Genomic DNA, 13982 nt, shown 5'->3' on the forward strand with positions numbered 1-13982 from the left:
CTAACCGGTTTGTGCTCTACACCTGTATTGTATGCCTGGAGTAAGCGCTTTCTCAATTCAATCCAGTTCACACTTTGGCAACATTTTGTGCCAAACAAAAAAATGACCATGGTTCGGTCATTTTTCGTACAACGTCTCATGAATCATTTTCTTCATGCATTCGTGTAGGAGTAAACGAAGATCTTCTTTCGTTCCCGTGCTATAAAGACGCATATGCTCCTCACTCTCAATGAGCGACCCGCTGATCGCACTTAGGAACTGAAGCTCGACGTCACGTGCTTCTTCCGGTGCCAGCAAGACAAGAAGACGTGTCACCGGTTCGGTCGACTGATCCATCATAAGGAGTGGGATCGATGTCGTTAAATCAAACGCAAACACACTCGCCTTCTCAATCGAGGCATGTCGTCCGTGGAATAACGCCAGTTTCGTACCAGGCACCCCAAGGCCCGCGACCTCGTGACGACGAAGCAGTTGGGCAGAGAGCTGAATTCCGCTTTGTACGAGGTCACATTCTTCTAAATGTGTACCGATATCAAGCAAGATATCTTCTAAACGATCCGTATTATTGAGCGTGACCAAATCGAACTGGTCATCCATCCGCTCGAACGTCTCGACCAATTCCCCGAGTTCTGCGAAATCAAGCATCGTTGAACGCGGCTTCGTTGCGAGTGTCTGAAAGGATTGCGGTAAAGATAGTAAAAGATGACGGACGCGCTGTACTTCTTCACTCGTCAACAACGGATTGACAATCAATGTCGGTACCGAGAGTGGTGGTAATGGCACCGTCGACAAGATGACATCATATTCCTCAAGTCGGTGCTGTTCGAGTCCGAAAAGTGATGAGTTGACGACGTCTTGCATCTCTGGGAACTCTTGGCGTACCCGATTGACGAGCATCTTCGACGAACCGAGTCCGGCCGAACAGATGACGAGCGCCCGATATTCGCGGCGGCGCACCGGTTTGACGAGTGCTGCCGCAAAGTGCATCGCCCAAAAAACCGTTTCTTCTTCGGAGAACGTATTCGTCCCAAAGACGATGTCGGCGGCCTGTTGAATCGCCGAACGAAGTCCCGGATAGTCGCGGTCGATGTGGGGCTTGACCGTACTCGTCTCTGGTAGCGCCTGCGTATTCATACTCGAGAGGATGTGAGCAAGCAGTCCTCGTTCGAGAGCCGCGTCATCCGTAAAGGTAAACCCGTAGATGAGCGAGACGTGATGAATCAGTTTATGCACCCGAATCTGCATGATCCAGCGTTCTTCCTCGTCTTCTTTCATTTGATCTTTAATTGAGCGCAGACGATTCGCCTCTTCCGCGAACCAGACGCGTTCCGCCATCGAGTAAGTGATACCGAGAGCCGCTTCCATATCGGTGGCGACTTTCAGATAGTCCTCGGACCGTCCTTTCGTATACATCTCTAAAAAGAATCCAGACGCTAACCGCTCTTGTTGCACGCCGTAAGCGAACGTGACTCGCATGATGGTGCGGTCGTCCATCCGCTCAAACGAAAGGGATTTCAAATAATCATAACCGTCTCGAAGACCTTCAAGCATCTCCTCGCATGGTACCATCTTTAAAAAAGCAGGAATGTAGTCGTCTTCTCCACGGACGAAGCGATAAAATGCGAGCGTGTCCCAGTGGGCAAGCAGAGCGTTGATGAGTAGCTTACGCTTCTCGGACTCATAACCGAGCACTCTAGCCCCAACACCTTTTTTCCGTTCAACTTCTAAATGATACTCTTCGAACCATCGATCCAATTTCTCTAGGTCTTGTGTCAACGTACTCGGCGAGACGTGCATCTGTTTGGCGACCGCCTGCAATTTAAGCGTATCGTTCTCGAACAAGAGACGCCACGCCAGCTCAAATAAGCGGTCCTCGCTCGTCGGGATCGCTTCTGCGGATAAGATGAGGTCTTCTCGTAACTGTTGCTTCGCAGATGGTTTGCCGACCAGGCTCAGTCCATGACCGCGTTGCCAAGCGAGTTCGAGTTCGAACTCTTTTAAGATGCCTTCAAGTAATTGTCGTTCTCGTTGAATCGTGCGCTCAGACAAATTCACCGCTTGCGCGATTTCGGCGAGCGGTGTCGATGTCTCAGTTGCCAATAAGTGTAGTAAAATCGACCGCTCTCGCGCGGTCCACTCATGTCTCATGCTCATCCATCCATTCTTCGACAAGTAGTCGGTATTCCTCGAGCGACAGGAGTTGTCGGACTGACCGGACACGTGCGGTCGGATGGGTGACCGGGGTCGCCCCTTCCTGATAGAGAATCAAATCCACCTCGTTCGGGATGTTTTGAATCGTTCCGTGCGTAATCGTACAAAGCAAGCGCCCCTTGCTTGCCTGTGCGAACAACTTCGCCGCCATCGCACTTGTCACAAACCCGCTATGGCAAGCAATGTATACGTTCATGTCAGCCCTTCTTTCATCGCTTATCTTTATCTAATCATAAGTTGGAACCGCTTACTTCTCCTACTATTTTGCTTGTTGGCAAAGATATCGGCAAGCAGTAAAAAGCACCTCTCCTGAAGAAAGGTGCCTTACACTATGTTCAGTTTATTCCACTGTCACCGATTTCGCCAAGTTCCGTGGCTTGTCCACGTCACATCCACGAGCGAGTGCCGCGTAATATGCCATCAATTGAACCGGCAATACGTTGATGAGCGGTGCCAAGAGTGGCTCGACGTGCGGCAAAATGAAGTCATCATTCTCATGTTCCACGCCTTGCATGGAGATGATACAGGCGTTCGCGCCACGGGCGACGACCTCTTTAACATTTCCACGAATATTCAAGTTCGTCTTCGGTTGTGAGATGAGCGCGATGACCGGTGTCCCGTCTTCAATCAAGGCAATCGACCCATGCTTCAGTTCCCCACCTGGGTACCCTTCCGCTAGGATATACGAAATCTCTTTTACTTTGAGCGCTCCTTCGAGACAGACAGATGCGTCAAGCCCACGACCGATGAAGAACGTGTTAGGTGTCGTTTTCAAATAACGTTCCGCAAGGTCTTCGAACAACTCTTTTTGCGCCATGATCGAGTCCATGATGGTCGCAACTCGGGCAAGCTCCGGCATGAGATCAAACGGCAATTCTTTCCCTGTCGCACGAGCGATGTCATACGCGAGAATCGCGAGGACGGCGATTTGCGCCGTGTACGCTTTCGTCGAGGCGACCGCGATCTCTGGTCCTGCATGGAGGAGCATCGTCTCATTCGCTTCGCGTGAGAGCGTCGATCCCGGTACATTCGTCATGGTGAGCGCTTTGTATCCGCGTTTCTTCACTTCGACGAGTACGGCACGGCTGTCCGCTGTCTCACCGGATTGTGATAAGAAGACGAACAACGGACGTTCACTTAAGAGCGGCATGTTGTAGCCGAATTCAGAAGAAACGTGCACTTCTGTCGGAATGCCAGCGATGCGTTCTAAAATGTCTTTTCCGACGAGTCCCGCGTTATAGCTCGTCCCACATGCGACGATATAGATCCGGTCCGCTTCTGACACGAGCTCACGCACGCCTTCCGTGAGTTCGATGTCGCCGTTCTCGTTCTGGTAATGCTGGATGATGTTGCGGATGACGGCCGGTTGCTCGTCCATCTCTTTCAACATGTAGTGCGCGTACGTGCCCTTCTCGATATCTGACGCATCGATCTCAGCCGTGTATGGCGCGCGTTCGAGCACGTCACCGTCGAGCGTTTTGATTGTCGCCGACTCATGTGTGAGGATGACGATTTCACCGTCGTGGAGCTCGAGGTACTGGTCTGTCACCTGGAGCATCGCCATCGCGTCTGATGCGACGACGTTGAACGTGCCGTCCCCGAGTCCGACGAGGAGCGGTGACTTGTTCTTCCCGATATAGAGGCGTTCTTTGTCCTCTGAGTCGATCATCGCGATCGCGTACGAACCGTGGAGGTCCGAAAGCGTCTTGCGGAACGCCGCCTCGACATCACCGAGCTCGACGAAGTGTTTCTCCATGAGTAAGACGATGACTTCCGTGTCCGTCTCCGAAAGGAACGGGACGTCGAGCGTGGCTTTCAATTGTTCATCGTTCTCGATTACGCCGTTATGGACGAGCGTGAAGCGTCCAGTCGTGCTTTGGTGCGGGTGGGCGTTCGGCACGCTCGGTACCCCGTGTGTCGCCCAACGTGTGTGGCCGATTCCGATTGTTCCTTCAGCATCAGCCGGTACAATGTCACGGAGTGCTTGAATCCGTCCTACTTCTTTAAACGTACGAACGTCCTCACCGACTAAGGCAATTCCTGCTGAGTCGTAGCCACGATACTCAAGCTTTTCAAGCCCTTTCAATAAAATCTCTTTCGTTCCAACTTGTCCAATCATTCCTACGATTCCACACATAAACAAATCTCCTCTATTCTTCGATTTCTCGAAAAAGGAAACGGGCTTTTTTGAGTGATGTCATCAAGTCTCGTTTTGTCCGCCCGGTCACCCGAACGTTTTATCAAGACTCTCTCAGTCGTGACACGCGACTGGAAGGCATCCGCCGAAATCTCGATCACCTTCGTCCTCGTCAACTCCGCAGAGTTCTGGCGCTTCCACTTCATATCTAGCCGTTTCTCCAGATACGCTTTCATGCTATCGAGTACAAGGCGTGTTGGATAGAGAAATTGTTAAAGTAGTCGCTAAATACTTTTTTACCGTTCATGTAAAAGTCACCACTTTCACTAAAATGCCATCAATGTATCAGGTTTTCGAGTAAGGAGAGAACGGGCATGATACAAGTAACGAGTAAAGAAACGAGGGGAAACACATGGGTGGAATCTTCCTATTGATCGGCATTCTGTTATCCGTCTTATCCAGGTGGCTCGAATTTGAAGGCAATAGCACGTTAGGGGATGTCATGTTGTTTCCTGCGATTTTCTTTATGGCTATGGCTTTTCTCTGCAGTTTCCCTTATTTCAAGGAATGGTGGGGTGACCGCTCCACCCGTAAGAAAGCATTCTTTTTCGTGATTTTTGCCGCAGTCGGCATCCTATGTCTGCAAGCTGCTTTCTGGTTTGTTGTTTGGCGCGATCAATGGCTCGGGCTCCTTTTCGTCATACCGTTCCTAGGATGCGCAGGATTCATCGCTCGCCTGTTCAAATAAAAAAGGACGCGCCGCAGCACATCCTCCCATTATTTCACGGTAAAGTCGACCATCACACCGTAATGATCACTCGGTACAACATCCCTACTCGTTCGCATGTCGCCGAATACATCGATATGCTGAACCTCAACGTCTTTCCACTCGGAACGAATCAAAATCCAATCGTATCGTTCAGACTGCTCGAGATGAGAGGATTGTAGGTACGGGTTGTGCTTCACGTCTAGCGTCGCCCGTGGCTCTTCCGCAACAAACGTCGTCACGTCCCGCCACCCTGCATCCGATATGTCATGATAGATAATGGATTGAGGATGGTCATTGAAATCCCCACATAACACCTCGACCGATTTTTGACGTCCTTTGTGTAGCCAACTTCGCACCGTTGCCATCTGACGTTCTCGAATCGACACGGAACGCCAGTTCAGATGCACATTCGTGATGCCCCATTCCTGACCGCCGAACGTAAGCGTCACTCGGGTCGCACAAAAGTTTGACTCTTCCACATCCTCTTCCCAAATCGCTTCAACTGAAGAAAAAGGGACTTTACTCAAAAAAGCGAGTCCTTCGTCCGGTGAGTCGGGATAAGGATGAAAGACGCAGTACGGATAACCCGTCGCTTTCGCAATGTCATGAGCCACACTGCCTTTTTCATAAGAACGGACTTCTTGCAGTGCAATCAAATCCGCGTCGATTCGTTTCACTTCTTGGCAAATCGCATCGATTCGTTTTTGCCATGACGTGTCATGATTCCAAATATTATATGTCGCAATCCTCACTTCATCTTCCTACTTTCTCGAGTGAGTCACGCGCCCCCCCATTTTTGTTCTTCTCTTAATTCACGTTCCGTGACGTAGTTCTCATCAAGACGAACCATATATCGCTCGTACCATTTATGACCGATGACGGATATGACACCTCCAGTGACCATCAACCCAATAAAGTAAGGTGTCTCAATTTGTTTCGTTACCCATCCGAACATGAGGATGAGCAAAATCGGGAACGTCAAAAAATTAAAAATCGACATCAAGTGTATGTGACGTTTGGCGTCTCGATTCGTTAAATACTTCAATTGAATCGTTTCTTTCTTCCAAGATTTTTTAATCGCAAATAGACCCGCAAATTGACCAATCAAAAGAACAGTTCCTGCTGACACCCATCCTTTTTCAGTCGCAACAAACAGCACAATACAGATCATCCACGACAGAAAAGTGAAGACTCCATTCTTTTCAGTTTCCACTCTGACAAGCTCTCTCATCTGATCACGCTTGTTCACGACGTTGCTCCTTCTCGTATTCACGGACCTCACGAATTTCTTTTAAATCTTGATCCGTCAAATAGTTTTCATCGTAAGACTGAATGACGCGGTCGAACCGCTTCGCCAAGTATTCAATCCCGAAAAACGTCAGTTGCGAAAGGAGGAACATACGGAACGATTGTGGACCTGTCGTTTCACTCGTGAAGTAAAAGAGTCCGTAAATCCCGACACCCGTCAAAGCGAGCGTATGTGCCATCATCTTGAACGATAAGAGGTTACGTGCCGTCTGATTCGTCACAAAGCGCAACCACATCCGATATTGGATAAAAATACCTGTTAAGATTGCGGCGAGCACCGCATATAATGTTCCCGTGACGACACCATCTGAGAGTGTCCAATACGAGGCATAAATCAAAAAACTGACGACGAGTCCGATTCCGATGATGCCGACACCCCATTTAGTCAAGCGGTCTACTTTTAGAATCGTGTCGATTTGCGCTTTTACTTTTGGTGATGGTTCCATATGGCTCCCTCGCTTTCTAGTATCGCTTCATACGTTGGTAATCCTGACTGATGCGTATGGATTCGCTCTTCCCACTTCTTCTCTCGATACGATTTCGTCAACCCCCAAAGGGCGACGATCCCACCGGTCAGGATGAAGGCATCTTCGTTCACATACATCGGGATGAAGAGCACAAATAACGAAACAGCACTAATCCAACAGTCAACGAGTCGATATCGCAACACCCGAACGACGTTTTGATGTTCGGCAAAAGGGCGAATGACTCGATATTCCATATATCCTTTATAAGCCATGCCAATGGATACGACCAACATGACCGGGATGACCCACGTCGCCTGTATCCGTAACATGGTGATGAACGAAATGAGGAATATGACGAGTACCGGCCAGCCAAAGAATCGATCAAATTGTTTAGCATGCGCGACTGTAAGTTCAACTTGACGATTCATGTGCGACACTCCCTTCAATCACTTCCTCATACGTCGGTAATTCCGGATCGATTTGTTTAAGTTGCTTCGTGAACCACTTCTGCCGAATCGGACTGAGTACTCCCCATATCCCAAAAAAGAGACCTATCACGAGACCAAAATCTTCCGCTGTCAGAAGTGTCACCATGAGCGCCGTCAACAAAATCGCATCCACCCATTCGAATACGTATTGGAATATAAGCATTCGATGAGCTTTCGGATGTTTTGTCATTCGCCACATGATACGCATCTCTTGATAGCCCATCACGACGATGATCATAGAGACCGACGCCATGACGGGGATGAGCCACATTTTCTCTAATAAGAGAGCGACAATAATGGCCGTGACATAAAGAATCAAAATGGGTACGGCATAACCTCGCATTCGTCGCATCCACTTTACGTCGTGCTCCACCTATATCGCCTCCTTGTCGAAATGTATATACTCCATATCTTGTTGTTTCGTTTGTTTGTTCACGTTCAACGTCAATAGCATTGCACCACTGATGAATATCGTGACACCCATATACGCCACGTTTGAGGCGAACAATAATTGATGATTCAACGCGAGGAAAAAGGCAGCACTGTTGATCCCGTCCCGAACGAGTTGACGACGATACAATCCTTTCAATTCTGGTTGAAACCTCAGGCGCATTCGATAACGCTTCACATATAAGATGTTCAGCGGAATGAGCGTACAGGCGATATACAGCACGCCCCACGTAAGATCATCTGTTAATAAACTGATTGGTAACATCAGCACTACAAATGTTCCAAACAAGCCGAATATCCATTGGTCGAATAAACGCTTCCATGCTTTTTCTTGCATTATGCGTTCATTCATCTCATCAACCGTTGTTTCTCGGATTGATCCACCAAAGGCATGCGTTCTCCAAACTGTCTTTGGAAAGTTTGACCGAACACCATCCACAAGGTGAGAACAACAAAAATTGTCAATGTGTCAACTTTCATAAAAAGGAGCGTCACGGTTATTACAATAAGAATTGCAGAATCCACTAAGTCATATATGAGCTCCCATTTAAGAGATTTCACTTTGGTTTTTCCGCTTACATGCGTACGTTGTTTCTGATACTTGCTAACGTCTATCCCAATCATCGCGATCCCGACAACAATGAGTGGAACTGTCAGCCCTACATTACCTTCGAAGTACGACACAGCAAGCGCTATGAGTATGAACGCAAACGAGGTATATTTTATTCGAAGTGGTGACTTCCACCATGTCTCCTCTTGTACGAAACGATTTTGATTGTTCACTTAACAAACACCCTTTCTATAAAGCATCTATCTCCCTTATACGTATAATTTCTTATTATTGTTTCACATTTTCCGAATATTCTCGCAATGAATCGTTCGACTTTTTTCAACAATTGACGAATGAAAGAGATATGCCTGAAACAAAAACGACAGCCCTTCTCAGCAATGAGGAGGGCTGTTATATTTAGGAAAAAGAGTTAAGGAGTTGGAAATTTGAAAGCATTTTACCCTTCTATATTCGCCTTTATCGCAGGTCTATCGGGATTAATCGGATTGTTGCTTCAATCGGTTTACCCCATCATGTTGTCTCCCGTCTTTTTACTCATTGCGGGATACTCGGTGGTACATATGAAGAAGCAGAAAACAATCGTCCGAAATTATACAGCGAGCTTCATCATCTTATCGAGTGCCACCCTCGCATTCGGTCTTGGCTTCCAGTCCATCATCCCGTACGCCATGCTCATCGGGGTCGTGCTACATATGGTCTGTCTGATTGCTGCATTCATCGCGCTCGGACGGTATCGGGCTCACATCTCATGAAGGTTGTGACAGGCCTCGGATGGGGCGCGTCCATTCTAGCGCTCGCCCTCACCCCACTACCACTACTTGCCGTCGATTGGATTCTCATCTATTTACTTGAAGACACATCGTTCCCGGTCTTATCAACACTCGCTATGCTCGGTTGTTTCTATCTGTTGTCGACAATCCTCAGTTTTTTCGTTGATGCGTTAACGGGAGCATTACGTTCGTTTGTTCATACGAACATACCGCGTCTACTCGACAGCATTCTTCATGGAATCGTGAGCGGAATCAGTCTATACGTCGTACTGACTCTCTTTCCGTCTATCGATTTATCGACGCTCACTGTCATGGCGATTGTATTCGTGCACGTATTCGGTACATCGTTTTGGATAAACCGGGAGGATTTGAAAGAAAAGACGCCACTCGAGCTCGATTCGATTGATCAACAGATTGTTCACTTGTTACGCACGGAAACAATCGTCTTCTGCGTCGAACGCATACAGAGGGATTACCCGGACTTACCGAAGCGGGATGTTTTGAAACGGGTCAGACGGATCAGTCAATCTAATCAAGTCGCCACCAGCGAATCGTGAGATGTACCTCGGTGCTTAGTGGTGACCAATATAAACAAACGCCAGCCCTGTATGAGGTGCTGGCGTTTTACAGATTTTACGAACGGGAAAGCCCATATCGTTCATAGCCCGCCTTTAGGCATGGGATGAGAGTGAGTTCGGATATTTTTACATCCGACGTTCGGGTATACTTATCCCATAGACAAGAACAAGTCTCTAAAACGCCTGCGTCCATCGCCCCTTGAAAATCGTATACGGTTCGGTCATGAAAACATATGACCGGTAAAACGATGCCTGTCGTCATGCAAAAGACGCTAAAACATCAGGTGGACGCACCTGCAACGACCTGTGGTGGATGGTAACAGTCCACCAGCCTGAGAACCTATACGGTCTGTCTCAGGAGGGGTGATGGCACACCCTCATCTGAAGGCTTGAGCAAAACAGAAATGGACTGCGCTCGCACAAGCACTTCAGAATCCCACGGTTTTAATCGTGGGAGTGTCAAGTCTCTTCTTTTCGGAGTGAGTATCCGTCGACCTCTAACAACCGCATCCGTCTCTGATCAATCGCCGCATGGACAATCACGGTCACTCCTGGATTAAGCTCCATCATCTTCTTGATTTTGCGTAAATCGTCCCCTTTGATCTCAATAGGCAACACGAACTCCCCTTCTCTCAAATGAATGAACTTGATCTTCCCTTGGTCGTCATAGCCTGTTACTTCGTATGTCGAAAATTCTCGTTTCATGAATATCCCTCCCCTCTTACAGTTCCCGTAACAGATAAAATGCACACAAAAAATCCATCCCCGTAGCGGCAGGGATGGATGCATGTTACGCCTCGACGCTATCCGCGTGTTTGGCTTTATGGTCGGCGATGACACCAGCACACCACTTCGCGCTATCTTTCCAGATACGCTCTTGTGTCTCAAAGTCGATATAGAGGATTCCGAAGCGTTTCTCGTATCCGAAGCTCCATTCGAAGTTATCCATGAGCGACCAGAGGTAGTAGCCTTGAATGTTCATGCCTTCATCGTTCAAGTCAGAAACGGCTTCGAGGTGCTGGCGGACGTAGTCGATCCGATTATCGTCATGGACTTCGCCATTTTCCAGCACGTCGTCAAATGCGGCGCCATTCTCTGTGATGTAGATGGGAAGGTCAGTATACTCGGCGCGTAAACGACGGATCAGGTCTTTGAATTCGTTCGGGGCGATATCCCTGCCCATGCCCGTCTTCTCGTAATCCGAGTAAGCGTCTGCCTTCAAGAAATCATTTGCTGCATTGAACTTGACAATGCCACGGCTGTAGAAGTTAATGCCGAAGAAATTGCAAGCTGTCGAGATTGTCTCCATATCACCCGATTGGATGAAATCGAAGTTATGCACATATTTAGAGAACAAGTTCATCATGTCGACCGGATACTGGCCTTTAAAGACCGGATCGAGGAACCAACGATTCGAATATCCGTCGGCATTGTTCATCGCAAGGCGGTCATTCGCCGAATCCGTCTTCGCGTAGATCGGTGACAAGTTGAGCGTGATGCCGATCGGGGTCGTGGATGTCATCTCTCGCTTCAACAATTCGACCGCTTTTCCGTGCGACAACAAGATGCGGTGCACGGCGCGTACCGCTTCGTTCATGTCACAACGACCCGGTGCGTGAACACCGACATGGTATAGCCGAGGAAGCCAGCACACCAAGGCTCATGGTAAGTAAGCTAACAAGTTTACGCATGTGTTGTTCCCATCCTTTTTTATAAGTAATAGTAGAGAGCGTTTGCAAAAAGAGGTTTAAAATTATCGAAAGCGCTTTCGGTTTAGTCGAAATAAAATATCGAAAGCGGTTTCGATTTTCTCTAAAAAATGACTTTCGAAATCGCGCTCCCCTCTCCATCCACTGAAGAAAAGAGAGCGACTTCGAAATATCATTGGCTATAAATCACTGTTTGACCGGTGCACAGGATGCCCGTTCGACTAAGCGTACCGGAATGACGCGACGTTCAGTGAGTCGCTCTTTCGCGGTCATTTGTTCAAGTAAAAGTTCTGCTGCCGCTTCTCCGATTTCGTCCGTATCTTGGCGAATCGTGGTCAGTTTCGGCGTGATGTATTGAATCATTTCAATGTCATCATATCCGATGACAGAGATGTCATTCGGGACGTGAAGACCGTGTTCGTGAATCGCTTCGATGACACCGATTGCCATTTGATCCCCTGCTACAAAGACTGCAGTCGGTTGATCGTCTAGTTCAAGCAATCGTTCCATCGCTTGTTTCCCTTCCTCAACCGAGAAGAAACCGGCGTTGACGAGGTAGTCTGGTCGAATCGGAAGGTCCAGTTCTTGCATCGCAAGTTCATATCCTTTGATTCGAGCTGCTCCGGCGTCAATCGTTTCATCCCCAGCGATGTGGGCAATTTTTCGGTGACCGAGTTCATACAGATAATTCACGGCGAGACGTGCCCCTTCGATGTTATCGGAATAGACGACGCTACAGTTGGCGCTGTCCATATCGACGACGACGATCGGGATGTCGCTTCGCATGAGCTCTTGAACTTGCTCATCCATTCGGTCCGAGCAGATGACGACGATGCCGTCGACCGCACGGTGTTTAAAGTGTTCGAGGTAACTCATGTCACGATTGCGCAGATTCCGCGAGGCGAAGATCAAATCATAGCCTTGCTCCTCTGTCGCGTGACGAAAACTTTCGATGATTCCGTTGAAGAACGGGTGCTTCATCCCGACTTCATTCGCTTCTGAGAACATGACCCCGATCGCCCATGATTTTTTCGTCGATAACGACTGGGCATGTGCGTTCGGCAAGTAGTCCATCTCAGCAGCGGCTTGAAGAATCTTCGCTCTCGTCTTGTCACTCACGTCTTTATAATTGTTCAACGCTTTGGACACTGTCGTGATTGAGAATCCTGTTTTTTTGGCTAAATCATAAATCGTACCCATGTCATTCTCCTCTTCCCGAAAGCGCTTTCGGTAATTTGATTGTAGCGTATGGATTTGTAGGAATCAATTCTTTTTCGAGGAAACTTTTTGATTCTTTTTTCCATTCCTTGTTTCTTCTATATTACTGTATCGAGAAGAATTTTGTCATACCTGTGTCCAAGTTAAACTATTTCGTTATCAGTTTTAATTTAACTATTCTTTAACGTTAATACTCCAGTCTCCATCTGCTTTTACAACAAATACGTAGAGATCCGTGTCTGCAAATGTATGACGTTGAGAACCTTCGTAATTTCCTACTTCATTTACTAACAAGTCTTGTTGGTTAACAAAAATTGAAAAATATCCTTCTCCACTGTGGCTCATTTCAACCTGGTATGATCCTTTTTCTACCTCAAAGAAAATCACGTCATCTCCAGATCCTGAAATTTTACCAGGCAGTGTTTTTAAATCTGAAGGGTAATATTGCATTACTTTAATGTTCCAGTTACCGTTGCTCCCTTTTATGTTCATGAAATAATCTTCAGTATTCTGAATCCAAACAAATGATTTTCCCTTATAATTACCAACGTCATTCGCTAATAAATCTACCATATTGCCATCAATATCTTCTAAAGTGACTGAAAAATAGTCTGTACCGTCATACTGCATCTCAAATACTGCAAATCCTTCTACCAATTCTATGTTATCTGTGCCTGTATCTCCTGATCCACTTATTGTCGTCGTCAAGTCTTCTTGAACCCTTTTAACATGATCATTTTTTACTTGATCTAGATCTTTATTCACACCTACCTCGATAATTGAGTCTGTGTCATATACCACGATTATGTTTTGATTCTCGATGGTGACTTCATCAAACTCCATGCCGTAAACAGTGTATCCTCGGTTAATTTGTAATTCTTAAAATTCCATGTAATCTTCATAGTTCGATAGTGGGTCCTCCGGCTGAACATCCTGTAAAAATTCTTCCACAGAAGCTTCTTGAACTTCTTCGACCTCTTCAGGTTCCTCCGCTTCAATTACCGGTTCAGGTTCACTTTCGTCCTCTGTAACTTCTACCGTGCTCTCTTCTTCAAAATTAGTGACAGTTTCTTGATTATTTGTTTCAAGAATTCCGAATATGAAAATCAACCAAATACCTGCGAGAAAAATCGAGCCTCCTAGTATGATTGGGAATGGCGTGATATCCTTCTTGATAAAATAACGGAATACAGAATAGAGACCATATGCCGCTCCACCTATTAGCAGAGCAATCGCAGTAAATGCAAGCATACTTTCTAACATATTCCACTCCTCCTATCTTCAATCACTTTAGCTCGACATGACC

Annotated in this window: 17 protein-coding genes and 1 pseudogene; 3 read left to right on the plus strand and 15 right to left on the minus strand. The window is 47.2% G+C overall.

What is annotated here, in order from left to right:
- Positions 1-117 precede the first annotated feature (117 nt).
- From KNO71_RS15890 to glmS, 3 genes are all read right to left on the minus strand, one after another.
- Positions 118-2148: a BglG family transcription antiterminator gene (locus tag KNO71_RS15890; RefSeq protein WP_214689444.1), complete on the minus strand. Its 2031-nt coding sequence runs from the start codon at positions 2146-2148 to the stop codon at positions 118-120.
- Positions 2138-2407, minus strand: coding sequence for a PTS sugar transporter subunit IIB (locus KNO71_RS15895; protein ID WP_214689446.1), 270 nt, complete (start codon positions 2405-2407; stop codon positions 2138-2140). Before KNO71_RS15895 ends, KNO71_RS15890 begins: the two co-directional genes overlap by 11 nt.
- Before the next feature lie 144 nt (positions 2408-2551).
- Positions 2552-4348 (minus strand): glutamine--fructose-6-phosphate transaminase (isomerizing), encoded by a 1797-nt coding sequence (gene glmS / locus KNO71_RS15900; RefSeq protein ID WP_214689448.1) that lies wholly within the window; start codon positions 4346-4348, stop codon positions 2552-2554.
- A 412-nt stretch (positions 4349-4760) separates the two neighbouring features.
- Here glmS and KNO71_RS15905 point away from each other — a divergent pair, with 412 nt between their 5' ends.
- Positions 4761-5096, plus strand: a complete 336-nt coding sequence (locus KNO71_RS15905) for a hypothetical protein (protein ID WP_214689450.1) — start codon at positions 4761-4763, stop codon at positions 5094-5096.
- A gap of 29 nt (positions 5097-5125) precedes the next feature.
- Here the strand turns inward: KNO71_RS15905 and KNO71_RS15910 are convergent, their stop codons facing one another.
- From KNO71_RS15910 to KNO71_RS15940, 7 genes are read right to left on the minus strand one after another with little or no spacing between them, the layout of a single operon-like run.
- On the minus strand, positions 5126-5869 hold the full coding sequence (locus KNO71_RS15910; protein WP_214689463.1) for an endonuclease/exonuclease/phosphatase family protein: 744 nt from the start codon (positions 5867-5869) through the stop codon (positions 5126-5128).
- Positions 5870-5895: 26 nt separating this feature from the next.
- Complete coding sequence (locus KNO71_RS15915) at positions 5896-6366, minus strand: hypothetical protein (protein ID WP_078146227.1); 471 nt, start codon at positions 6364-6366, stop codon at positions 5896-5898.
- Complete coding sequence (locus KNO71_RS15920; protein ID WP_078146226.1) at positions 6353-6871, minus strand: hypothetical protein; 519 nt, start codon at positions 6869-6871, stop codon at positions 6353-6355. Before KNO71_RS15920 ends, KNO71_RS15915 begins: the two co-directional genes overlap by 14 nt.
- Positions 6850-7320, minus strand: a complete 471-nt coding sequence (locus KNO71_RS15925) for a hypothetical protein (protein WP_078146225.1) — start codon at positions 7318-7320, stop codon at positions 6850-6852. The genes KNO71_RS15920 and KNO71_RS15925 overlap by 22 nt, the downstream gene beginning before the upstream one ends.
- Positions 7304-7753, minus strand: coding sequence for a hypothetical protein (locus tag KNO71_RS15930; RefSeq protein WP_214685738.1), 450 nt, complete (start codon positions 7751-7753; stop codon positions 7304-7306). The genes KNO71_RS15925 and KNO71_RS15930 overlap by 17 nt, the downstream gene beginning before the upstream one ends.
- A complete protein-coding gene (locus tag KNO71_RS15935) occupies positions 7754-8182 on the minus strand; it encodes a hypothetical protein (protein ID WP_214685736.1) in 429 nt (142 codons plus the stop codon).
- Positions 8179-8613 carry a hypothetical protein gene (locus tag KNO71_RS15940; RefSeq protein WP_214685734.1) on the minus strand — a complete coding sequence of 145 codons (435 nt, stop codon included), beginning with the start codon at positions 8611-8613 and terminating at the stop codon, positions 8179-8181. The genes KNO71_RS15935 and KNO71_RS15940 overlap by 4 nt, the downstream gene beginning before the upstream one ends.
- 213 nt (positions 8614-8826) lie before the next feature.
- Here KNO71_RS15940 and KNO71_RS15945 point away from each other — a divergent pair, with 213 nt between their 5' ends.
- Entirely contained in the window at positions 8827-9153 is a 327-nt protein-coding gene (locus KNO71_RS15945; RefSeq protein ID WP_078146222.1) for a hypothetical protein, read from the plus strand.
- Positions 9150-9728 carry a hypothetical protein gene (locus KNO71_RS15950; RefSeq protein ID WP_078146221.1) on the plus strand — a complete coding sequence of 193 codons (579 nt, stop codon included), beginning with the start codon at positions 9150-9152 and terminating at the stop codon, positions 9726-9728. Before KNO71_RS15945 ends, KNO71_RS15950 begins: the two co-directional genes overlap by 4 nt.
- Positions 9729-10208: 480 nt before the next feature.
- On the opposite strand, the gene KNO71_RS15955 is transcribed toward KNO71_RS15950, so the two are convergent.
- The 5 genes and pseudogenes from KNO71_RS15955 to KNO71_RS15975 all read right to left on the minus strand — a co-directional run bounded on the left by KNO71_RS15955 (position 10209) and on the right by KNO71_RS15975 (position 13939).
- Entirely contained in the window at positions 10209-10454 is a 246-nt protein-coding gene (locus KNO71_RS15955; protein WP_078146220.1) for a hypothetical protein, read from the minus strand.
- Positions 10455-10539: 85 nt separating this feature from the next.
- Positions 10540-11423, minus strand: a pseudogene (locus KNO71_RS15960) (family 1 glycosylhydrolase); the annotation flags it as partial.
- A gap of 221 nt (positions 11424-11644) precedes the next feature.
- The gene (locus tag KNO71_RS15965) at positions 11645-12658 is read right to left on the minus strand and encodes a LacI family DNA-binding transcriptional regulator (RefSeq protein WP_074034739.1); all 1014 of its coding nucleotides are present in this window, start codon (positions 12656-12658) and stop codon (positions 11645-11647) included.
- A gap of 192 nt (positions 12659-12850) precedes the next feature.
- Positions 12851-13519: a hypothetical protein gene (locus KNO71_RS15970; protein ID WP_214689465.1), complete on the minus strand. Its 669-nt coding sequence runs from the start codon at positions 13517-13519 to the stop codon at positions 12851-12853.
- A 36-nt stretch (positions 13520-13555) separates the two neighbouring features.
- A complete protein-coding gene (locus KNO71_RS15975; RefSeq protein ID WP_214689467.1) occupies positions 13556-13939 on the minus strand; it encodes a hypothetical protein in 384 nt (127 codons plus the stop codon).
- Positions 13940-13982: the final 43 nt, after the last annotated feature.

The organism is Exiguobacterium sp. s163, assembly GCF_018617135.1.
GTDB classification, from domain to species: domain Bacteria; phylum Bacillota; class Bacilli; order Exiguobacteriales; family Exiguobacteriaceae; genus Exiguobacterium; species Exiguobacterium profundum.

Excerpts from the sequence above, each read along its gene's own strand:
- KNO71_RS15890 (WP_214689444.1), bottom strand. The coding sequence starts at position 2,148 with ATGAGACATGAGTGGACCGCGCGAGAGCGGTCGATTTTACTACACTTA.
- KNO71_RS15895 (WP_214689446.1), bottom strand. The coding sequence starts at position 2,407 with ATGAACGTATACATTGCTTGCCATAGCGGGTTTGTGACAAGTGCGATG.
- glmS (WP_214689448.1), bottom strand. The coding sequence starts at position 4,348 with ATGTGTGGAATCGTAGGAATGATTGGACAAGTTGGAACGAAAGAGATT.
- KNO71_RS15905 (WP_214689450.1), top strand. The coding sequence starts at position 4,761 with ATGGGTGGAATCTTCCTATTGATCGGCATTCTGTTATCCGTCTTATCC.
- KNO71_RS15920 (WP_078146226.1), bottom strand. The coding sequence starts at position 6,871 with ATGGAACCATCACCAAAAGTAAAAGCGCAAATCGACACGATTCTAAAA.
- KNO71_RS15925 (WP_078146225.1), bottom strand. The coding sequence starts at position 7,320 with ATGAATCGTCAAGTTGAACTTACAGTCGCGCATGCTAAACAATTTGAT.
- KNO71_RS15935 (WP_214685736.1), bottom strand. The coding sequence starts at position 8,182 with ATGAATGAACGCATAATGCAAGAAAAAGCATGGAAGCGTTTATTCGAC.
- KNO71_RS15950 (WP_078146221.1), top strand. The coding sequence starts at position 9,150 with ATGAAGGTTGTGACAGGCCTCGGATGGGGCGCGTCCATTCTAGCGCTC.
- KNO71_RS15955 (WP_078146220.1), bottom strand. The coding sequence starts at position 10,454 with ATGAAACGAGAATTTTCGACATACGAAGTAACAGGCTATGACGACCAA.
- KNO71_RS15965 (WP_074034739.1), bottom strand. The coding sequence starts at position 12,658 with ATGGGTACGATTTATGATTTAGCCAAAAAAACAGGATTCTCAATCACG.
- KNO71_RS15970 (WP_214689465.1), bottom strand. The coding sequence starts at position 13,519 with ATGGAGTTTGATGAAGTCACCATCGAGAATCAAAACATAATCGTGGTA.
- KNO71_RS15975 (WP_214689467.1), bottom strand. The coding sequence starts at position 13,939 with ATGTTAGAAAGTATGCTTGCATTTACTGCGATTGCTCTGCTAATAGGT.